Origin of the sequence: Gemmobacter sp. 24YEA27, assembly GCF_030052995.1 — a bacterium.
Lineage (GTDB): Bacteria > Pseudomonadota > Alphaproteobacteria > Rhodobacterales > Rhodobacteraceae > Pseudogemmobacter.
Window position 1 is genome coordinate 1906076 of record NZ_JASJPW010000001.1, and the last position, 20951, is coordinate 1927026.

Below are 20951 nucleotides of genomic sequence, written 5' to 3' on the forward strand. Positions count from 1 at the left end.
GGTGGCCTTCAGTGATGCTGACTGGATCTGCGGCACACCGCATATCCTGCGCGCGGTCGCGGCGATGCGCGCGGCGCGGCTGGGGCTGGAGGCCGCATCGGCCACAAAAGACGCGGGGGAGCGCGCGGAATGAAAATGCTGATCCCGCTGTTGCTGGCGCTGGTGGCGGCGCTGTTTGCGGCCTCGCTTCTGATCGGGCCGGCAGGGCTGGGCCTTGGCGAAAGCCTGCGCGCGCTTCTGGGCGGCGAGGGCGGGCCGGTTATGCTGGTCATGCAGGAGATCCGCCTGCCGCGCGCGCTCCTCGGGCTGCTGATCGGCGCGGCGCTCGGGATCTCCGGCGCCGCGATGCAGGGCTATCTGCGCAACCCCCTGGCCGAGCCGGGGCTGATCGGCGTTTCGGCCTCGGCGGCCCTGGGCGCAGTTCTGACCCTGCAGACCGGGCTTGCAGCGGCCTTTTCGCTGGCCTTGCCGCTGGCGGCGCTGGCGGGGGCGGGGCTGGCCTCACTGCTGATCCTGGGGCTTGCCGGCCCGCGCGGCGGTGCGCTGGCGCTGATCCTGGCCGGGATCGCGATTTCCGCGCTGGCCGGCGCGGCGACCTCGCTGATCCTGAACCTCTCGCCCAATCCCTTTGCCGCAGCCGAAATCGTCTATTGGATGATGGGCTCGCTGGCGGACCGGTCTTTCACCCATGTCTGGCTGGCGGCGCCGTTTATCCTTGTGGGCCTCGTGGCGCTGCTGAGCCTCGGGCGGGGCCTTGATGCGATGACCCTGGGCGAGGATGCGGCCGAGAGCCTTGGCATCCGCCCCGCAAGGCTGCGCCTTGTGCTGATCCTCGGGTGTTCTGCGGCGGTGGGCGCTTCGGTCGCGGTGGCGGGAGCGATTGGCTTTGTCGGGCTTGTGGTGCCGCATGTGTTGCGCCCGCTGGTTGGGGCCAGTCCCTCGCGGCTTTTGCCGGCTTCGGCCCTTGGCGGCGCGGCGGTGCTGCTTGCCGCCGATATCGCGACCCGGCTGATCGCGCCGGATCGGGACCTGAAGCTCGGCGTGCTGACGGCCCTCGTCGGCGCCCCTTTCTTCCTGCACCTGATCTGGAAGATGCGGAGGGTCGAGGCATGACATTGCTGACGCTGGACAGAGTAACCGTGCGTCGCGGCGCCCGCGCAGTGGTCGAAGCTGTTTCGCTGACGGTGGGCGAGGGAGAATTCATCGGGCTGATCGGCCCGAACGGTGCCGGCAAGACCACTCTTATGCGCGCCGCTCTGGGGCTTTTACCGCATGAGGGGCGGTCGAGCCTTGCGCTGATGCCGGCACGGGCACGGGCGCGGACAGTGGCCTTCCTGCCGCAGGGGCGCGAGATTGCCTGGCCGGTCTCGGTTGCGGATCTGGTGGCCCTGGGCCGTGCACCCTGGGGCCATGCAGATCCTGCCGACCCGGCAGTGGCATGGGCGCTGAGACGCCTCGGGATTGAGGGTTTCGCGACCCGGCCTGCGACCGAACTTTCCGGCGGCGAACAGGCGCGGGCGCTGATTGCCCGCGCGCTGGCGCAGGAGACGCCGTTGCTGATCGCCGATGAGCCCGGCGCCGGTCTCGACCCAGAAGCGCAGATCCGCATGATGACGATCTTCGCCGCTCTGGCGGACGAGGGGCGCGCGGTGGTGGCTTCTGTCCATGATCTGGGCCTCGCGGCCCGTCATTGCACCCGGCTCTTGCTGATGGATCACGGGCGGCTGGTCGCTGATGGACCGCCGCGCGAGGTGCTGACTGCGGCGCGGCTTGCGGCCACATTCGGCATCCGCGCCCATCTGTCGGAAGGCCCGGACGGGCTGATCTTCCAGCCGCTCGGTGTGATCCGGTGATCCGTGACCATCTCGCCCGGCCCTGGCTCTTTGCGCAATTGCCCGGTACGATGCGCATCCTGTCCCATGCGCCCTTTGGTGCGGGGTTTGTGACCGGCGACACTATCGCCTGGCGTGAGGTGCGCGACCAGGATCTGAAGCCGGATTTCCCGGTGGAAGACTGGTTCGGGGCCGAAATGGCCCGCGCCCCGATGCAGGCGACGGTTGGCATGATGACATCGCGCGATGTATCGAGCCGGGTGCTGGCCGAGGCTGAGACGGAAGGCGTCCGGGCGGCGGCGCTGGTGACGCTGGGCCTTTCGAATGCCGAAGCCGTGGGGCGACGCCTGCCATGGCACCGCGCCGACGGGACAGGGTTTGGCACGGTGAATATCCTCGTCACCACCGATGCCGCCCTGTCACAGACCGCGCAGATCGAGGCGCTGACCATTGCCGTCGAGGCCCGAACCGCCGCTATCATGGATCTCGGGCTGGATCTCGCCACCGGCCGCGCCACGGGAACCGGCACCGATTGCCTGGCGCTGGCCTGCCTGCCGGGCGAGGGGCGCTATGCCGGGCTCCATACCGCGGTGGGCGAGGCGGTGGGTGCCGCCGTGCGCAAATCGGTGACGCAGGCAGGCGCGGAATGGATGGCCTGGCGCGCGCAGAAACTGCGGAACCAGGGCGCCCGCCCCAGCGGTTAAGCCCGTGCCGGCCCGTCAGCGCTCTCCTCCCCGGGGCGTATCCGACGATCATCGGGGCTGAGGACAGATGAGGATCGGGGCGACAGCAGCGGCGGCCCCTGTCTTCGGCGAGGGGCGGGCAAGTGCCTTTCGAATCACGACTGCCAGAAGGTCAGAACTGCAGGGCTTTATCCGCCAGGAATCCGGCTCTGGCATGGATGTATGTTTTCACCGGGGCCCGACAGCTGTGCCCCGCCTGTACTGACCCCAGGGTATCTGCTCCGGTTGAGCCGCCAATCGCAACAGCCTTGTATTTGTGGCCGGGCATGAGCCTCATGCGGTCCGCGCGGCGTGCGTTTCAGAACCGGATCCCGTCAGCTGCAGCACCTGCGGCGTGGCGGATGTGTGCGGCCTGCTGGCGATGCAGGCCTTGTGCTTGCAGGGTACGATGAAGTGCCTGACCTTGCCCTCCGCTGACGGAGGGGCGGCATGATGACCTCCTGCATCAGTCGGCAGCTTCGGACCGGGACGGCGTCGCTGCAGGCCTCCGGTTTGCCGCTGCCATGGTCGTCTTGTCCCTTGCCAGTCTTCCCGCCGGAGCCTTCCCCCGCCACCGCCGGCGGGAAGGCGGCGCAGCTGCGGAAACTCGCCCATCAGTGCATTTTTGACTGTTGACACTGGCAGGGATGCCCTTAAAAGGCTGGCTCAGAGATTTCGCGGGGAAGCCATCTTTCCCGATGCAGGAGAGACGACTATGGCGAAGCCGACGACGATCAAGATCCGTCTGAACTCGACGGCGGGCACCGGGCACTTCTACGTGACCAAAAAGAATGCCCGCACCATGACCGAGAAGATGGTTGTTAAGAAATACGACCCCGTCAAGCGGGAGCATGTCGAATATAAAGAAGGCAAGATCAAGTAAGATCTGCCTCCCATTCGGGATGAAAGGCCGTGCCCTCCGGGCGCGGCCTTTTCGCTTTTGCGGCACAGACAATCCGGAGAGCCTGGCATGCAGCGCATCATGATCATCGGTCAGCCTGGCTCGGGGAAATCAACACTGGCGCGGGCCTTGTCGCAGATCACCGGGCTGCCGGTCATCCACATCGACCGCATTCACTGGCAATCGGGCTGGGTGGAGCGCTCGCGCGCGGAAAAGACCCGGCTGTGTCATGAGGCAGAAGCGGGGGAGGCCTGGATTTTCGAAGGCGGGCATTCTGCCACCTGGAACAATCGTATCCGGCGGGCAGATCTGCTGATCTGGCTGGATCTGCCGCCGGGGCTCAGGATGTGGCGCGTGCTCTGGCGGCTTGTTCGCCATTATGGGCGCAGCCGCCCCGATCTGCCCGAGGGCTGCCCCGAACGTCTGGGGCGCGAGAGCCTGGCAATCTGGGCCTGGATCTGGAACACCCGCCATTCGGCGCGCCAGGGGATGGCGCGGCTTGCCGGATCAGAAGCGGCAGGGGGCAACTGGTGCATCTGCGCTCGCGTCGTGAGGTGGCGGCATGGTTGCAGGCGCAGGAGTCTGCGCGCAGGAGCGGGCGTGGCCACGCCGAGCCGCGATAAGGAACAGGGGCGGACAAACGAAAACCCGGCGCTGCCGGAAGGCTGCGCGGGGTTTCTGTTCTTACCAGGCGGCTTTGTTGCACTGTCCTTCCTCCTGTCGGATTCATGTTTGTGAGTCAGCGGGTTATGTTGGCCCCATGGGCAAGCCGATCCCTCTTTTCCGCACGACGAACTCGTCGAGCTACAGTCGAGCCTTGAAGCGTCGTGGCTCGCTGATGGTGTGGTTTGACCCTGAGATGGCCTGGTTCGCTGTCCCGAGCGGCAAAGCGGGTCACTCTGAGAGGTTTTCTGCGGCGGCCATCCAGTTCTGCCTCTCGATCAAGGTGCTTTTCGGGATGCCGCTGCGGCAAAGGACAGGGTTTGTGGAGAGCCTGCTGGCCCTGTCAGGCCTCGACTGGCCCGTGCCGGATTACACCACGCTTTGCCGCCGGCAGATCGGAGCAGGACCGTGGCCCCGGTGGGGCCGCGTAAGCCTGCGAAGGCCTGAAGGTGCAGATCCCATATCGTTCGGCGCCCGGGCCGCTGCAACTGCTGGTGGACATCGAGCCATGAAGCCGCCACTGGTTCAAGGCCATGGCGAGACGGCATCAAGTTCTCGGGCGAAGGCGAGTGGCAGGTGCGCAAACATGGAGCCAGCCGCCGCAGGCAATGGCGCAAGGTCCATATTGGCATTGACGCTGATACGCTTGAGGTTCGGGCGGTGGAGATAACCAGCAACCGTATCGGGGATGTCGAGCAGGTGAAGCGCCACCGGTTCGAGCGAACCGGCGAGGGGTATTGCCGGATCTGCTGGCACAGATCCCGGCGGAGGAACAGATCGGCAGCGTCACCGCCGATGGCATCTATGATACCAGGGGTTGTCACATCGCTATCGCGGCCCGAGGTGCAGATGCCGTTATCCCGCCCCGCCGGAATGCCCGGGACTGGAAGGGACATGATCCCGGCCTGCAGGCTCGCAACGAAGCCCTGCGCGCCTGCAAGCGCTTCGGACGGACCAACTGGAAGAAATGGCCCGGATATCATCGACGAAGTCGCATCGAGGCCAAGATGAGATGCGTCAAGATCCTCGGCGAGCGCATCATGGCGAAAGACTTCGACCGGCAGGATGCAGAGGTTCAGATCCGCAGCGCACTCATGAACCGCTACACATCACTCGGCACGCCCGAGACCGTCCGCATGCGCTGAAAATATCTGGGAAAGGGACAGGTCCGGCCTCAATCCGAATAGCGCAACAAAGCCATCCATCTGTGACTGAATGTCCCCGAGTTTCTTAGACGCGTTCACGTCTCATCTTCTGCTGCCGTTCGAACTCGGCGGGCGACAGCATCCCGTTCCTCGCATGTTTGCGCTTTGGATTGTAGAACATCTCGATGTAATCGAACACGTCCTGCCTTGCCTCTTCGCGGGTCCGGTAGGTCCTGCGCCTGATCCGCTCGCTCTTGAGGCGGTTGAAGAAACTCTCGGCGACGGCGTTGTCGTGGCAGTTGCCGCGGCGGCTCATCGAATGCTCAAGATTGTGGGCGCGTGAGGCAACGCAGCCCAATCCATGCAGGTCGAACTGGCTGCCCTGATCGGAGTGGATCAGCACCTTTCCTTTCGGTTTGCGCCGCCAGACAGCCATGAGCAGGGCCTGCAGAACGATATCCGTTGTCTGCCTGCTTTGCATCGACCAACCAATCACGCGCCGGGAATAGAGGTCGATGACCACAGCGAGACAGGCGAAGCCCTCCAGGGTCCGGATGTAGGTGATGTCCGTCACCCAAACCCTGTCCGGGGCCTCGACGTCGAACTGCCGGTCGAGGCCTCGCCGGTTCTCTCGAACCGGTGGCGTTCACCGGCTCGATATCGACCACGACTTATGGCTTGCCGCCATAGCTGCCGGGGCGGCGTTTATAGCCTGTCTGAGCCTTGATCCCCGCAAGCTGGGCCAATCTGGCCACCCGGTTCGGACAGATGCTTTCGCCCTGTTCAACCAGATCGTCATGCAGCTTGCGATATCCGTAGACTTTCCCACTCTCCGCCCAGGCGCTCCGCAGCAGTTCAGTCTGGCGCCTGTCTTCCTGGGCTCGCGCACTCATCGGAGCCTGTAGCCAGGCATAGAACCCGCTCGGCTGGATGCGCAGGCACCGGCACATGGCACGGACGGAAAACTGCCCCCGATGCGCGGCCACAAACGCCGTCGCCATTGGGCTCGAACCAATGGCGCCACAATGGCTCCACTCACTTTGCATCCCTGACGAAATACGCGGTGGCCCTTCGTCGGGAAAACAGTCCACTGGACTGTTTTCTCACCCTCCTCGATTTAGGATGTCGCGCTCGTCGCAAACCCGGGCCAGCTCCCGCTTCAACAGGCGGATCTCGGCATCCTTCCCGGTCTCGCCTGATGCCGTCTTCGCGAACTTGCGCTTCCAGGCATAGAGCGAGTGCTTGCTCACGCCGAGCCGTTCAGAAACCTCGCTGACCGGGTAGCCCCGCTCCGTGATCTGAGCGACCGCATCGCGCTTGAAGTCGTCGCTGAAAGTGGCTGTGCCCATCATGGCCTCCTTGTCTCAAAATTAGCAAAGAAGGCGTCCACAAAACATGGGGCTATTCAGACGTTGTTATGCACTCCTTATTCTCGTTGCTCCAGTGAGGAGCTTTGCCAGTCCCAAGAGTTCACCGTGGATGGTGTTTCGGCTGCGACCGGATCTCGCGAGGTGTGCGGCATAGAGAGTGCCGATGATGCAAACTGATCCGCGCTCTCGGTCGAGCAACAGGTATTGCGGGGCGTATGACGCGTTAGGAGCGGGGGTGTGAAGGAGACGGTAGTTCAGCATCGATATCATCCATGAGCCGGAGACAAGCCTGCGTGCATTCGTGTATCGAGATGTGAATAGGGTAAGCATGTTGCAGGCCATACGCCTACACTTTTCTTGTGGGCGATGGGGCAAGTGGGCTGGCCTTCTCCACCTTCACTGTTTGATGGCTGCGGTGGAGAAGGCCAGCCCATCCATTGCTTTGCTCCCCGGTGGCCCAGGGCGGATATGCTGTGGTCTTTCCTCCAACGAAGGCGCGCAAGCTAAAAAAAAGGCCCCGCCAACTTGCGCTGGCGGGGCCTCCTGTGCCGAGTGTGATCTCGGAAAAATTTTACTCTCTGTTACCCATAAATTGCAGCAGGAACATGAAGAGATTGATGAAGTCGAGATAGAGGCTCAGCGCGCCCATGATGGCGGCCTTGCCGAGCCATTCCTGATCACCGGTCACTGCGTGCTGGATATAGGTGTTCTTGATGTTCTGCGTGTCATAGGCGGTCAGGCCGGCGAAAATCAGCACGCCGATCACCGGGATCGCGAAAGCAAGACCTTCCGATTGCAGGAACATGTTCACGACCATCGCGACGATCAGGCCAACGAGGCCCATCATCAGGAAGGTGCCCATGCCCGACAGATCGCGCTTGGTCAGATAGCCATAGAGCGACAGCGCCAGGAAGGAGATCGAGGTCACGAGGAAGGTCGAAGCGATCGATCCGCCGGTGAAGACGATGAAGATCCAGGACAGCGACAGGCCCATGGCCGCCGCATAGACGTAGAAGAACAGCTGGGCCGACGCGACCGAGAGACGGTTGACCAGCGCGCCAAAGGCGAAAACCATCACCAGCGGCAGGAACATGATCACCCATTTCAGCGGCGAGGCGAAGAGGGTGTAGCCGAACTGGGTCAGATAGGTGCCGTTGCGGATCTCAGCCACGGCCAGCGACGGATCCGTGGTCGTGGTCAGACCCGAAATCCCCCAGGCAATAGCAGCCGTGATCAGCATAGCCACGGACATCAGCCCGTAGACCTTATTCATATGGGCGCGAAGCCCTTCATCGATCTGAGCGCGGGCGCCAACGCCTACACCGCGGACCGTTTCATATTGAGCCATTTAAGCCTCCGATGTTGTCCCTAAGGGCAACGCCGGGGAGTCCGGCGCACCTCACTGCCCGAATATCGGAAAGGATCGGCGTGATTTCAAGGATTTCTGCCCGCGTGTGGGTTAAAAATCATGTCATCTGTTGCGATTTGTTGTCTCTGGTCCGGCTAGGGGCCCGCATCGGCGCCCGGGCAGGGCAGGCGCAGGGGGCGGGATGATGCCGTGAGACCCCGCGCAGCCCGCAGCGATACCCTCAGCGATACCAATGGCCCGGCGCATCCCAGAAGGGGCGGGCAGCCTCGGCTTCGGCCTCGCGGCGGCTCAGGCCGATATCGCGCAAAAGCCGGCCGTCCAGCCTTGTGAGCTGCCGGCGATGGCGCCGGAGGGCATAGGCGAGCGCGATCCGGCGCCAGATCCCGGAGCGCGCATTTTTGCGGGACAGGCGCGAGAGGAAAGCCAGGTTGAGGTCTGACATCAGCGGAGTCCTTTTGATCTGATTCTGTGATGCGGATCTGTGTTTGCATCAGGTATATTGATGTCTCCCTGAAATCCTTTCATAATGGAAATGAATGATTGTTGGGTTATTCATCAGGATTTGTGATATGCCGCGCAACCTCGACATGACAGCGCTCCGTTCCTTCGTCACCGTGGCCGATGTCGGCGGTGTGACGCGGGCTGCGGGATTTCTCAATCTGACGCAATCGGCGGTTTCGATGCAGATCAAGCGGCTTGAAGAGGCGCTTGGGCTGCCTTTGTTCCTGCGGGCGGCGCGCAAACTGGTGCTTTCGCCCGAGGGAGAGATGCTGGTCTCTTATGGCCGGCGCCTGCTTGAGATCAATGACGAGGCGCTGTCGCGGCTGGGGGGCGCGAAATACCAGGGCGAGATCCGGCTGGGGGTGCCCTATGACATTGTTTATCCTGCGATTCCCCAGATCCTGAAGCGGCTTGGGCAAAGCTGGCCGCTGATGCGGATCAATCTGGTGTCCTCGTTCACGCTGCACCTGAAAGAGGATTTCGCACGCGGCAAATTCGATGTGATCATGACCACCGAAGACCAGCCCGATGCCGGCGCCGAGGTGCTGTCATTGCGGCAGTTGCAATGGATCGGGGCGATTGATGGTACCGCCTGGCAGCGCCGGCCGCTGCGGCTTGGCTTCAAGCAAAGCTGTATCTTCCGGTCGCTGGCGATGACCGCGCTGGACCAGGCCGGGATCCCCTGGGAGCTGGCGGTTGATGGCGAAAGCGACCAGGTGGTGGATGCCTCGGTCGCGGCGGATCTGGCGGTCACGGTGCGCATCGCAGATGGCCTGCCCGAAGCGACCCAGCCGATCAGCGGCGAGAATGCGCTGCCCGCCCTTGGGCGGACGAAGATCGGGCTCTATGCGCTCGACACAATGCGCGGCGATGCCGGGGGCGAGGTGGCGGCGGCGCTTCTGTCCGAATTGCGCTGCGCCTATGGCGGGTAGGGGCGGTCGCCTCAGCCGGGGGTGGTCAGCAGAACCAGCTTGCCGGTCGCCTGGCGGTTGCGGATGGTCTCCAGCCCTGCTTCCAGTTGCGTGAAGGGCAGCTGTTGCGAGATCAGCGGGTGAATGCGCCCCTCCTGCCACCAGGCGAAGAGCTGGCGCAGGCTCGCCGCAAGCTCGCCGGGGGCGAAATCGGAATAGCCGCCATACCAGAAGCCGATCACCGTAATATTGCGCACGAGCAACTGGTTGAGCGGCACCTGCGGCACCTCGCCGCCGGCGAAACCGATGGCGAGCATCCGCCCGCCCGGCCTTGTCGCCCGCATCGCGGCGTCAAATCCCGCTCCTCCCACCGTGTCATAGGTCACGTCGATGCCGCCAAGCGCGCGCAGCCGGTCCTTCAGGTCGGGCGCGTCGCTGTCGATCACCGCATCGGCGCCGGCGGCGCGGGCGATGGCTGCTTTCTCTGCGCCCCGGACCGAGGCAATCACCCGCGCGCCGAGGAGATGCCCGATCGCGACCGCCGTCAGGCCGACCCCGCCCGCAGCGCCGGTGACAAACAGCGTCTCACCTTCCCGCAGCATGGCCTTGCCCGCGAGCGCCAGATGCGAGGTGCCCCAGGCGATCTGGAACCCGGCGGCCGTGGCGAAATCCATGCCCTCGGGCAGTTCGACCAGCGCCGCCGCCGGCACGACCGCATATTCCGCAAATCCGCCCTTTGACACCAGCGCCGCCACCCGCGCGCCGGTCGCGGGCCCGCCGGTTTCAGCGGTTCCGGGCCCGATAGCGACCAGGCTGCCGGAAAGCTCCAGCCCGCCGGTCACCGGCAGTGAATGGCGCACCTGATACCGCCCCTGGTTCATCAGCAGATCGGCAAAATTCAGCCCTGCCGCTGCAACCTGGACCAGAGCCTCGCCCGGGCCGGGGATGGGAATATCCACCTCGCAAAGTTGCATCGGCGCCCCAGCGGCCAGCGTTTGCCATGCTTTCATCCGCGTCATCTGCCTGATCCCCTCCAGTCCCGGGCGCAGACTTCCTGCACAACTGACAGAAAGCAAATGGTTTTCTCACATATGTCGCGCAGGTCCGCCGGTGCCTCTGGCAGAGATGTGTGCAATTTGAAAGATATTCTCATTTTGAGACGCATAATGTAAATATCGTAATGGGCGAGTGGTTGCCCGTGCAAAGCATCTATAGGTGAAGTTGCCTAGAGCATCCGGAATAAACTGCGCGGCCGGAAAATTCATCTGGCCAAAACCAGCCTGTTTTATGGTCAATCGTCGGATGGTGCTGAAAAATCTCGGTGCGGCTGTGCAAATGGCACGAAATATGCTTGTATCTTTATGGGAGGAGCCCGTCCTAAAGGCTCTCTTGCGGTTTAGTTCCTGGTAGAAGTCGTACGGAGTTGAGAATGAAGCACCCTGTTGACGCCCATGTGGGCAAACGTATTCGTCATCGTCGCTGGATGGTGGGGATGACTCAGCAACAGCTGGCCGATAAGGTTGGCATCAAATTCCAGCAAATTCAGAAATATGAAACCGGCATGAACCGGGTCAGCGCGTCGCGGCTCTGGGATATTGCCGATGCTCTGGGGGTTCAGATTGCCTTCTTCTTCGAAGGCCTGGCCGAGGGTGTCGAGGCTCATTCCGGGCAGGGTGATATGATGGCGGATAAAGAGGCACTGGAACTGGTGCGCTCCTATTATTCTATCCCCGAGGCGCAGCGACGTCGTCTCTTTGATCTCGCCCGGGTTCTTTCCGCCGCCTGATCGCCTGACGCGAAATTTCCCGCGTTATTGGCCCCGACAGGCCAGCCCGTTATTTTCGGGTGACGGGGTGGGCCGGGGTGTGGGCGTAGCAGCCCCCATCCTGGCCACCGGGGTTTCTTGACCTCATGACCCGGGGCGGTTAGCGCCGGAGGGACATGTAAGGTGAGACGATGACATCTGATTCCCTGACGCTTTCCGACAGCACGCTGCGCCGCCCGCCCTCGGGCCTTGCCGCTGCGCTGCCGCTGACCGAGATCAACGCGCTGATCGCCACCGCCCATGCGCTCGCCGATGCGGCGCGGGTGGCGACGCTGGACTATTTCCGCCGCCCCGGCCTTGCCGCCGATAACAAAGAGACCGTGCGCTTTGACCCGGTCACCATGGGCGATCGCCTCTCAGAGCAGCGGATGCGCGAGATCCTCGCTGAACGGCGGCCGCAGGATGCCATCCTTGGCGAAGAATTCGGCACCAGCACCGGCACTTCGGGCCTGACCTGGGTTCTCGACCCGATCGACGGCACCCGTGGCTTTCTGACCGGCAGCCCGACCTGGGGCGTGCTGATCTCTCTGCGCGACGAGACGGGCCCGGTTTACGGCATCATCGACCAGCCCCATATCGGTGAGCGTTTCGAGGGCGGCTTCGGTCTCTCCCGCGTCGCCGGGCCGCGTGGCACGCATCCGCTCGCCACACGCCCGGAGCGGGGTCTGGAGGAGGCTTTTCTTTATAGCACCTTCCCCGAGATCGGCAGCGAAGCGGAATATGCCGCCTTCCGCCGCGTGTCGCAAAAGGCAAAGCTGGTCCGCTACGGCATGGATTGCTACGCCTATGCTTTGCTGGCGGCGGGGCAGATCGATCTTGTGATCGAGGCCGGTTTGCAGGCCTATGACATCCAGGCGCCGATGGCGGTGATCCGGGCGGCGGGAGGGGTTGTGACCTCCTGGGACGGGGGCGACTGCGCGCAGGGCGGGCGGGTTCTGGCGGCGGCCAATCCCGGGATCCATGCGGCGGCGCTGGAGCTTCTGAACGCGACCGCCTGACCTGGTATCACCTTCCCGCATGACAAAGGGTGGTGCCTGCAGGCGCCGCCCTTTCTGGTTCAGATGATCTGGCTGGTGATTTCGCGCTGGATTACCTCCGGTCCCAGCCGATCAGCGCGGCGAGCAGCAACAAGGCCGAGCCGGCAAACCAGGCCCAGGCGCCTGGCCCGGCAAGGTCGGTTACGGCCCGGACGATGTCATTGGCCTTGCCGATATCGAGATTGGCCGGCACCGGCAGGTCTGAGGCGCCCTTACTGATCTTCCACACCGTCCAGCCGGTCAGGCCCACACCAAGGCCCCCGCCCAGCAGGCCGATCAGACGCGATGGCAGGTTGAACAGAACAAGCACCAGAAACACCGCCGCCAGCGCGAAGGTCGCAAGGAAGGCCACCAGTTCCCCGGGCGAGCTGGCGATAAAACTGCGCAGCGCCTCGACATCGGGTTTCAGCGCGCTGATCAGATCCCAGGGCGTGACCGCGGGGATCGGAAGGGCAGGGCCGGTCCAGGACAGGAAAAGGCTGACCAGAATGGCAATGGCGGAAAGTATAGAAAGGGCACGCAAATCAAGGCTCCGATACTGACTGTCCGGCGGCCAGGCGACATGGGGCCCTGCCGGCGGTTCACGGCGATGTGATGGATGTGATCCGGCCATCGCTTTGCGGTCAAGTATAAAGATCGGCATGTCGAAGACCGGGCAGAGAGCCGGCGAGGCGGCGGCGCGGATGCGGCCATTCCAGGACAGTTTTGCCCGGATGGGCGCGATTTTGCCGCCGCGTGGCACGGGGATCGGCCTCTCACGGCGCGTTTTCCCCCGCCTGCATTCGGGCGATTGAGCCGGCGGCCCGGCTCGGCTATCACTGGCGTCATGAGCCATGATTTCTCTTTCCAGCGCCGTGAGACCTTTGACACCTTCCGCGAGTCGAAAGGGGTGAAACTGCCGGCCCGTGCCGTGGTGGATTTCGCCTTTTTTCCCGAGCTGGAACAGGCTGACTGGTCGGGCATTTCCCGCGCGCTCGAGGCGGCGGGCTATCGCGTCAGCCGCCCTGATGCAGAGGGTGAGGAAAGCGAAGAGCTGATCGCCTCGATCGGGCCGATCCCGATCAGCGCCGAGGAAATCTGGAAATACGAAGAGGCGGCGACGAAGATCGCGATCCGCTTTGATTTCTATCCCGATGGCTGGGAACTCGATATCTGAGGCGGTGATGGTGCCGGTGGTGTTCAGTGGCGCCAATAGGCCCCTTCGCGCCAGGCGACGCAGCGGCTTTTCACTCACAGATGCTGAAAATGGATGAAGCACGCCGATGCGCGGGCTATAAAGATGCAATCAGTTGGATAGTCTTATCCGGATGCGGGTCAGGGATAGTTGTCCGGGAAAGCTGTCGGGGCCTGAAGGGCCTGGCAGGGATCCGGGCGGCCGTAACGGGCCGGATGAGAGGCCAGCATAAGGGACAGCAGACGGTTCTGCATAAATGTCCGGCGTGAGGGGTTGGAGCGGTTGAGCGGCAGGGAGAAACAAGTGTTCGGCAGATTCCTTCTTGGAGCGGGGCTGGGTGGTCTGGTCGGGACCGGCGTGCTTGCGCTGGTGTCGGTGTCGCTTTCCGGGCCGTTTCCGCAAAACCGCAGCGCCGGCACACTGCGGACCGAGGTCGGAATCGAAGACGCTGACGCCCGCCTTGCTCCTGACGCCAAAGCCGTGACGACAGAGACTGCCGCCGAGACTGCCGCAGTGGTCGATCCCGTGGCCGATCCTGCTGTGGCCGGGATCCCGACAGCACCGTCCCTTGATGCGCCAGGCGCTCCGGAGGAGACAGAGACCGCAAAGCCGAGCGTTCCCGAGGATAAGGCCGATCCCGACTTCGCCGCGGCGCCGAACCTGATTGACCTTCCCGAACTGGCTCTGGAGCATTCTTCAGACCCGGCACTCGCTGCGGCGCTGGAGGCTGCGCTTGATGCGGGTGACAGGGCTCCGGGTCTCGTGCCCGATCAGCCGGCGGATCTTGCCGATGCTGCCAGCGACGCTGTGCCAGAGGCCCCCGCCGCGCCCGAGGCCGCGCCGCTGGTCGCAGGGGTAACGGAGGGTCCCGACACTGTCGCGACGCCGCCGGCTGAGCTGGCGGGGCTGCCGGAAACGCCGGCTCTGCCGCAAGACGGTCTCGCGGATGGCGAAACCGGGGTTGCCGCCGCCGGAACAACCGTATCGCGCCCGGCCGGTCCTGCCGAGGACAGCGCGCCGGCGCTCGCATCAGCGCCCGAACCACCGCCGCTTACGGTCGAGGAAGAGCGGATGCTGGCGCAGATGGCGGCCGATCCGTTGCCGCAGGGCACAGAGCCGGCCAAAAGCGCTCCTGTGGCAGGCGATGGCTTTGTGATCCTGGAAGACGTTCCGACACCGTCACCGGCAGAGGCCGCAGCCGATACCGCTCTGGCAGATGCTGCGGGGGATGGGCAGGTCGCCGTCGAAAGCCTGCCGGCGGATCGCGATCCCGCAGCGGATACTGCGGATCCTTCTCCCGACAGTGGTGGGCCAGAGACCGGCGCGGCATCGGACCCGGCGGCGGTTAAAATGCTTACTCTGGACGATAAATCGTCATTGCCCGGCAATGGCACGATCAGCCGCGAGACCGGTGATGGCAGCACCCGTCTGCCGCGGATCGGCGAAACGCCGGAAGAGGCGGCGGCTGAAAGCACCGCAATCGGCTCTGACGCGCCGCGTATCCTTTTTGCGCGTGACTTTGCAAACCCCGCCAACAAGCCGCGTTTCGCGGTGATCCTGCTCGATGACGGCTCGCCGGAGCTGGATCGCGCCGCCCTTGCCGATCTGCCTTTCGCGGTCAGTTTCGCGATCGATCCGCAATTGCCCAATGCCAGTGAGATCGCCGCGCTGTACCGCGCCGCCGGCCAGGAGGTGATCATGGTCGCGTCCGGCCTGCCCAAGGGCGCGGCGGCAAGCGATGTCGCGGTGGCCTTTAGTGCCATGGCGCAGGTATTGCCCGAAGCGGTGGCGACAATGGACGCGCCGGGGCGCAGCTTTCAGGCCGACCGTCCGCTGGCCAGCCTTGTCGTGCCCGAAATCGCCGCGCAGGGGCGCGGGCTCATCACCTGGAATATCGGCCTCAACGCCGCCGACCAGGTGGCAAAGCGCGAAGATGTTCCGGCAGCCGTGATCTTCCGCGACCTTGATGCCGAGGGCGAGGAGGCGCCGGTGATCCGCCGTTATCTCGACCGCGCCGCTTTCAAGGCGGCGCAGGATGGCGGCGTCACGGTCTTTGGCCGGGCCAGCCATGCGGCGACGGTGACCGCGCTTCTGGAATGGGCCGTTGAGGGCCGCGCCGCCAGTGTCGAACTGGCGCCTGTTACGGCAATGCTGGATGTCGACTGAGCGGATGGTGGTGATCCGCCCGGCGCTGCGCGCCGATGTGCCTGATATCTTCCGCGTCCGTCTTGCGGTGCGGGAAAACGCGCTGAGCGAGGCGGAACTGGCCGCGCTCGGCATCACGCGCGAGACGGTGGCAGAGCTGGTTGAGGCGCCCGGCACCGCCTGGGTGGCGGAAGAGGCCAGCACGCTTCTTGGCTTTTCGATGATCGACCGCGAGGAAGGCTGCCTCTTTGCCGCCTTTGTGGTGCCGGAGGCCGAGGGCAGGGGCATCGGACGCGCGCTGACCAGGGCCGCAGAAGCCGCGCTTTTCGCCGAACACGCGGAAATCTGGCTGGAAACGGCGGCCGGCAGCCGGGCCGAGGGCTTTTATCGCCGCCTTGGCTGGGGCGGCGCTACGCCGGTGGGGGACGGCGATCTGCGGCTGACAAAGCAGCGCGGCTGAAGCGTCACGCTGCGTCACCGGCTGCTCAGCTGCGCGCCTTGCGGTAGCTGTCTTTCACCGCGATCAGCGCGCCGTCAAAGCTGAAAATATCGCAGCCCCGCACATCGACGCTGGCCCCAGTCGCCGAAGTGCCGCGAAATCGCCAGGTCGACAGCCCGGTCTCGCCGGTGATGTGATGCGCGCCCTCAAGCCAGGCGGCATCAGGAAAGTCCGCGAACAGCGCCGCATAAGCCGCCCGTACCGCCGCCTGACCCTGATGGATCACACCTTCGGCCTCGGACCCCGCAGCGCCGTGAAAGGCAGGATCGGCAGACATGCAGCCCATCAGCCCGTCAAGATCGCGCGCATTGAAACAATCCATCAGCCGCGTCATAGTCGCGAGGCGTGCCTCATCCCGGGCATCATCAACCACCTCAACCTCGAGGAAAGACAGCGGCGCGGTGCCGGCATTGGTCACATTGTGTTCGACCCCGACCCGTCGCGAATAGGGCACGCCCTGGGTCAGTGTCGCCTCTGCCCGCCCGCCACCGGCAAGGTCAAGGCCCAGTACCCCATCCGTCAGCGGCACGATCACATAATCATGGCCATGGCGGTGCCAGCCGGTCTCGGCCCCCGGCGCGAAACGCCATTCGGTGACGCGAAAACGCTCGTCATCGATATGGGTGACGGGCTCGGCCTGGGGGGGTGAGGCCTGGGGTTTCGGGGCCTGAGGCTCAGGTGCGGGCGGGTGTTCAGACATGGTGACCTCCGGGTTGCTGACCGATGCTGGCGCAGGCCGGTTGCCTGCGGCAAGGCTGTTGGCCGTCTGGCCTGACCATCCGGACCGGTCTGGCGTTAAAGCGCCTCTTTCACCGCCTCCATCGCGACATAGGTCGAGGTCTGCGCCACATGTGGCAGCGCCGAGATCCGTTCCGCCAGCACCCGGCGGTAATCGGCGATATCGGCGGTGCGCACCTTCAGGAGGTAGTCAAAGCGGCTGGCGATCATATGGCATTGCTCGACTTCGGGCACGGTCAGAACGGCGCGGTTGAAGGCCTGGAGCGCCGCCTCGCGGGTATCGGCCAGCCGCACTTCGACAAAGGCCACATGCGCCAGGCCCATTTTCACCGGGTCGAGAATGGCGCGATATCCCGCGATCACCCCGTCTTCTTCAAGCCGTTTCATCCGCGCCTGGACAGGGCTTTTCGACAGGCCGACGCGGCGTGCAAGCTCCACCGCTGAAACCCGGCCCTCGACGGCCAGAATGCGCAGAATCGCATGATCAAATCGATCAAGATCAACAAGGGGATTTGGCATGTAAAATCAACCTTTTCTGGCCATAATGGCCAGCGTTTACGGAAAGATCGGGAATACTGACTGGCAGATCAGGTGTATCATAGTCAAAACGCAGGAGGTCTGCATGACAAATTCGCTTGATCTGGTCGCTGATGGAAGTCTTGCCCCCGAGGGGGAACTGGTGCGGGCTCTGATCGCGCAAAGCGGTTTGGATCAGGCCGATCGCGACCGGATCGCGGCGGCGGGCGCCGATCTCGTGCGCCGCATTCGCTCGGGCGCTAAGCCAGGGCTGATGGAGGTGTTCCTCGCCGAATACGGGCTCTCGACCGATGAGGGCATTGCGCTGATGTGTCTGGCCGAGGCGCTCTTGCGCGTGCCGGATGCGCCGACCATGGACGCACTGATCGAAGACAAGATCGCGCCTTCGGACTGGGGCAGGCATCTGGGCCATTCGGCATCTTCGCTGGTAAATGCCTCGACCTGGGCTTTGATGCTGACCGGCAAAGTGCTGGACGAGCGTGGCCCGGGCATTGCCGGCAGCCTGCGCGGCGCGATCCGTCGGCTGGGCGAGCCGGTGATCCGCTCGGCCACCACGCGCGCGATGAAAGAGATGGGCCGCCAGTTCGTGCTGGGGGAAACCATTGAAAAGGCGATGAAACGCGCGACGGAGCTGGAAGGGAAGGGCTATACCTATTCCTATGATATGTTGGGCGAAGGCGCGAAGACCGAGGCCGATGCCCGCAGCTATCACCTCGCCTATACCCGCGCGATCACTGCGATTGCCGGGGCGGTGAAAGGCCGCGATATCGGCGCCAATCCGGGCGTTTCCGTTAAGCTTTCCGCAATTCATCCGCGTTATGAAGTAGCCCATGAGGCGCGCGTGATGGAGGAACTCGTGCCGAGGCTGCGGGCTTTGGCTGGGCTCGCGAAATCTGCGGGCATCGGACTGAATGTCGATGCAGAGGAGGCGGACAGGCTCGATCTGTCGCTGAAGGTGATTGCGGCCACGCTGGAAGACCCGTCGCTGGCGGGATGGGACGGCTTTGGCGTGGTTGTGCAGGCTTACGGTCGGCGCTGCGGAGCGGCGATCGATGTGCTTTACGATCTGGCGACGCGTCTGAACCGCCGCATCATGGTGCGCCTGGTGAAGGGCGCCTATTGGGATTACGAGATCAAACGCGCCCAGGTGATGGGGCTGGAAAGCTTTCCGGTTTTCACCCGCAAACAGGCGACAGATGTGTCCTACATCACCAATGCGCAAAAGCTTTTGGGCATGACCGACCGCATCTATCCGCAATTTGCGGGGCATAATGCGCATACCGTGGCGGCGGTGCTCGACATGGCATCTGCGGCGGGCGTGAAACCCGAACAATATGAATTCCAGCGCCTGCATGGCATGGGCGAAAGGCTGCATGAGATCGTCCATGCCGATCAGAATACCCGCTGCCGCATCTATGCGCCGGTGGGCGCGCATCGCGATCTCCTCGCCTATCTCGTGCGGCGTCTGCTGGAAAACGGGGCGAATTCGTCCTTTGTGAACCAGATCGTCGATGAGGATGTAACGCCGGAACAGGTCGCCGCCTGCCCGCTGGCCTATATGGAAAGCGTCTCGCCGGTCGAGAACCCGGCTGTGCCGCCGGCGCCGCAGATCTTCCCGGGCCGGGTCAATTCGAAAGGCTTTGACCTGACCTCGCGCGCCGATCTGCGCGAGATCGAGGCCGCGATGCAGCCGCATCTGACCCGGACTTACAGCGCCGGGCCGATCATCGCGGGCCGCGCCGCCGGGGCTTTGCGCACGGATGTGGTGAACCCCGCGACGGGAGAGGTGGTGGGCCATGTCCTCGCCGCCTCCCGCGCCGATGTTGATACCGCTTTGCGGCTGGCCGAGCCCTGGGCCGCCGATGCCGCCACCCGCGCCACCGTCCTGCGCCGCGCAGCCGACGCCTATGAGGCGAATTTCGGCCAGATCTTCGCGCTGCTTACGCGTGAGGCCGGCAAAAACGCCCCGGATATGGTCGGCGAACTGCGCGAAGCGGTTGATTTCCTGCGATACTACGCGAATGGCGCCGAGGCCCTGACCGCCCCCGCCCGGGGTCGCTTCACCTGTATCAGCCCGTGGAATTTCCCGCTGGCGATCTTTTCGGGCCAGATCGCGGCGGCGCTCGCGGCTGGCAATGCGGTGCTGGCGAAACCGGCGGAACAGACGCCGCTGATCGCCGCGCTCGCGGTCGATCTTTTGCATCAGGCCGGGGTGCCGGTCACCGCGCTGCAGCTTTTGCCGGGCGAGGGCGATGTGGGTGCCTTGCTCACCTCTGATCCGCGCGTGGATGGGGTCGCCTTTACCGGCTCGACCGAAGTGGCGCTGCTGATCCGCCGCGCGATGGCGGAAAACCTCGCCCCCGGCGCGCCGCTGATCGCCGAGACTGGCGGGATGAACGCGATGGTGGTCGATTCCACCGCGCTGCCGGAACAGGCGGTGCGCGATATCGTGGCCTCTTCCTTCCAGTCGGCGGGGCAGCGCTGCTCGGCCTTGCGCTGCCTTTACGTGCAGGAAGATATCGCGGCCCCGATCCTTGAGATGCTGGAAGGCGCGATGGATGAGCTGTCGATCGGCAATCCGGGTCTTCTGACCACCGATGTCGGGCCGGTGATTGATGCCGAGGCGCTTGCAACCATCCGCGCCCATATCGATCAGGCGCGGATCGAGGGGCGGCTGATCAAGGAACGCGCGGTGCCGGGGCAGGGGACATTCGCGCCGCCTGCGGTGATCCGCGTGCCGGGGATCGCTGCGATGGAGCGTGAGATTTTCGGCCCTGTCCTGCATGTTGCGACGTTCCGGGCCGGTGAAATCGACAAGGTTATCAATGAGATCAACGCCACCGGCTATGGTCTGACCTTCGGTCTCCATACCCGTATCGATGACCGCGTGCAGCATTTCGTCGAGCGCATCCATTCCGGCAATATCTATGTCAACCGCAACCAGATCGGCGCGGTGGTGGGCAGTCAGCCCTTCGGTGGCGAGGGGCTTTCGGGCACCGGGCCAAAGGCCGGCGGGCCGGATTACCTGACCCGCTTCACCCGCCAGGCAGCGCCGCTGCAAGGGGCCGCCGGCGCGGTCACCGGCGAGGCCGTGGTCGCCGCAGCTCTGGCCGGGGCAGGCCAGGTCGCAGCGCCAGAGCCGCTCGACCTGCCCGGCCCGACCGGAGAATCGAACCGGCTTGGTCATTTCGCCCGCCCGCCGGTCCTGTGCCTCGGGCCAGGGGCTGCGGCGGTGGCGGCTCAGGCCAATGCGGTCACCGCACTCGGCGGGGTGGCGATTGCGGCCGATGGTCTTGAGCCTGAGGCGCTGACCAGGCTGCAAGGCTTCAGCGGCGCGCTGTTCTGGGGCGAAGAGGCCGGGGCTCGCAGCCGCGCCCTCGCGCTGTCCGCCCGCAAAGGCGCCATCCTGCCGCTGATCACCGGCGCGCCCGACCGCGCCCATGTCACGCTCGAACGTCATGTCTGCATCGATACCACGGCATCGGGCGGCAATGCCAAACTGCTCTCCGAGGTGGCGGAGGCATAGCGACCCGACCTGATGGGCGGGCCCCGGCAAGGCTCGCCCAGGTTTGCGATATGTGC

20 protein-coding genes and 2 pseudogenes are annotated in these 20951 nt (G+C 64.5%); 15 read left to right on the forward strand and 7 right to left on the reverse strand.

The annotated features are described in order from the left end of the window. Nucleotide 1 precedes the first annotated feature (1 nt). The 7 genes and pseudogenes from QNO18_RS09445 to QNO18_RS09475 all read left to right on the forward strand — a co-directional run bounded on the left by QNO18_RS09445 (nt 2) and on the right by QNO18_RS09475 (nt 5263). The gene (locus tag QNO18_RS09445; protein ID WP_283177461.1) at nt 2–133 is read left to right on the forward strand and encodes a hypothetical protein; all 132 of its coding nucleotides are present in this window, start codon (nt 2–4) and stop codon (nt 131–133) included. Beyond that, nucleotides 130–1113 (forward strand): iron ABC transporter permease, encoded by a 984-nt coding sequence (locus QNO18_RS09450; protein ID WP_283177462.1) that lies wholly within the window; start codon nt 130–132, stop codon nt 1111–1113. Before QNO18_RS09445 ends, QNO18_RS09450 begins: the two co-directional genes overlap by 4 nt. After that, on the forward strand, nt 1110–1853 hold the full coding sequence (locus QNO18_RS09455; RefSeq protein ID WP_283177463.1) for an ABC transporter ATP-binding protein: 744 nt from the start codon (nt 1110–1112) through the stop codon (nt 1851–1853). Before QNO18_RS09450 ends, QNO18_RS09455 begins: the two co-directional genes overlap by 4 nt. Further along, the gene (locus tag QNO18_RS09460) at nt 1850–2536 is read left to right on the forward strand and encodes an adenosylcobinamide amidohydrolase (protein WP_283177464.1); all 687 of its coding nucleotides are present in this window, start codon (nt 1850–1852) and stop codon (nt 2534–2536) included. The genes QNO18_RS09455 and QNO18_RS09460 overlap by 4 nt, the downstream gene beginning before the upstream one ends. A 733-nt stretch (nt 2537–3269) precedes the next feature. Continuing rightward, complete coding sequence (gene rpmG / locus QNO18_RS09465) at nt 3270–3437, forward strand: 50S ribosomal protein L33 (RefSeq protein ID WP_023666545.1); 168 nt, start codon at nt 3270–3272, stop codon at nt 3435–3437. An 87-nt stretch (nt 3438–3524) separates the two neighbouring features. Continuing rightward, entirely contained in the window at nt 3525–4193 is a 669-nt protein-coding gene (locus QNO18_RS09470) for an AAA family ATPase (protein WP_283177465.1), read from the forward strand. Nucleotides 4194–4215: 22 nt separating this feature from the next. Beyond that, nucleotides 4216–5263 (forward strand): annotated as a pseudogene (locus QNO18_RS09475) (IS5 family transposase). Between the two features lie 85 nt (nt 5264–5348). Here the strand turns inward: QNO18_RS09475 and QNO18_RS09480 are convergent. The 3 genes and pseudogenes from QNO18_RS09480 to QNO18_RS09490 all read right to left on the reverse strand — a co-directional run bounded on the left by QNO18_RS09480 (nt 5349) and on the right by QNO18_RS09490 (nt 8444). Further along, a pseudogene (locus QNO18_RS09480) lies at nt 5349–6612 on the reverse strand (IS3 family transposase). Nucleotides 6613–7204: 592 nt separating this feature from the next. Further along, complete coding sequence (locus tag QNO18_RS09485; protein WP_283177466.1) at nt 7205–7981, reverse strand: Bax inhibitor-1/YccA family protein; 777 nt, start codon at nt 7979–7981, stop codon at nt 7205–7207. Between the two features lie 241 nt (nt 7982–8222). Further along, nucleotides 8223–8444, reverse strand: coding sequence for a DUF1127 domain-containing protein (locus tag QNO18_RS09490; protein WP_283177467.1), 222 nt, complete (start codon nt 8442–8444; stop codon nt 8223–8225). A 127-nt stretch (nt 8445–8571) separates the two neighbouring features. Between QNO18_RS09490 and QNO18_RS09495 the strand changes: the two genes are divergently transcribed. Next, entirely contained in the window at nt 8572–9435 is an 864-nt protein-coding gene (locus QNO18_RS09495; protein WP_283177468.1) for a LysR family transcriptional regulator, read from the forward strand. Nucleotides 9436–9446: 11 nt separating this feature from the next. Here QNO18_RS09495 and QNO18_RS09500 read toward each other — a convergent pair whose 3' ends face one another. After that, nucleotides 9447–10424: an NADPH:quinone oxidoreductase family protein gene (locus tag QNO18_RS09500; protein ID WP_283177469.1), complete on the reverse strand. Its 978-nt coding sequence runs from the start codon at nt 10422–10424 to the stop codon at nt 9447–9449. 419 nt (nt 10425–10843) lie between these two features. Between QNO18_RS09500 and QNO18_RS09505 the strand changes: the two genes are divergently transcribed. Together QNO18_RS09505 and QNO18_RS09510 are read left to right on the forward strand one after the other, a co-directional pair. Continuing rightward, complete coding sequence (locus QNO18_RS09505) at nt 10844–11200, forward strand: helix-turn-helix transcriptional regulator (protein WP_092896451.1); 357 nt, start codon at nt 10844–10846, stop codon at nt 11198–11200. Nucleotides 11201–11370: 170 nt separating this feature from the next. Beyond that, entirely contained in the window at nt 11371–12237 is an 867-nt protein-coding gene (locus QNO18_RS09510; RefSeq protein ID WP_283177470.1) for an inositol monophosphatase family protein, read from the forward strand. Between the two features lie 91 nt (nt 12238–12328). Here QNO18_RS09510 and QNO18_RS09515 read toward each other — a convergent pair whose 3' ends face one another. Continuing rightward, on the reverse strand, nt 12329–12799 hold the full coding sequence (locus QNO18_RS09515) for a hypothetical protein (RefSeq protein ID WP_283177471.1): 471 nt from the start codon (nt 12797–12799) through the stop codon (nt 12329–12331). A gap of 118 nt (nt 12800–12917) precedes the next feature. On the opposite strand from QNO18_RS09515, the gene QNO18_RS09520 reads away from it, so the two are divergent. From QNO18_RS09520 to QNO18_RS09535, 4 genes are all read left to right on the forward strand, one after another. Further along, complete coding sequence (locus QNO18_RS09520) at nt 12918–13070, forward strand: hypothetical protein (protein WP_283177472.1); 153 nt, start codon at nt 12918–12920, stop codon at nt 13068–13070. A 32-nt stretch (nt 13071–13102) separates the two neighbouring features. Next, a complete protein-coding gene (locus QNO18_RS09525; protein ID WP_283177473.1) occupies nt 13103–13432 on the forward strand; it encodes a ribonuclease E inhibitor RraB in 330 nt (109 codons plus the stop codon). A 321-nt stretch (nt 13433–13753) separates the two neighbouring features. After that, complete coding sequence (locus QNO18_RS09530; RefSeq protein ID WP_283177474.1) at nt 13754–15616, forward strand: divergent polysaccharide deacetylase family protein; 1863 nt, start codon at nt 13754–13756, stop codon at nt 15614–15616. Then, nucleotides 15606–16055, forward strand: a complete 450-nt coding sequence (locus tag QNO18_RS09535; protein WP_283177475.1) for a GNAT family N-acetyltransferase — start codon at nt 15606–15608, stop codon at nt 16053–16055. Before QNO18_RS09530 ends, QNO18_RS09535 begins: the two co-directional genes overlap by 11 nt. A 25-nt stretch (nt 16056–16080) precedes the next feature. On the opposite strand, the gene QNO18_RS09540 is transcribed toward QNO18_RS09535, so the two are convergent. Beyond that, nucleotides 16081–16794, reverse strand: coding sequence for a nuclear transport factor 2 family protein (locus QNO18_RS09540; protein WP_283177476.1), 714 nt, complete (start codon nt 16792–16794; stop codon nt 16081–16083). 95 nt (nt 16795–16889) lie between these two features. Further along, complete coding sequence (locus tag QNO18_RS09545; RefSeq protein WP_092896463.1) at nt 16890–17351, reverse strand: Lrp/AsnC ligand binding domain-containing protein; 462 nt, start codon at nt 17349–17351, stop codon at nt 16890–16892. Nucleotides 17352–17454: 103 nt separating this feature from the next. Here QNO18_RS09545 and putA point away from each other — a divergent pair, with 103 nt between their 5' ends. After that, on the forward strand, nt 17455–20895 hold the full coding sequence (gene putA / locus QNO18_RS09550; RefSeq protein WP_283177477.1) for a bifunctional proline dehydrogenase/L-glutamate gamma-semialdehyde dehydrogenase PutA: 3441 nt from the start codon (nt 17455–17457) through the stop codon (nt 20893–20895). The last annotated feature ends 56 nt before the right edge of the window (nt 20896–20951 follow it).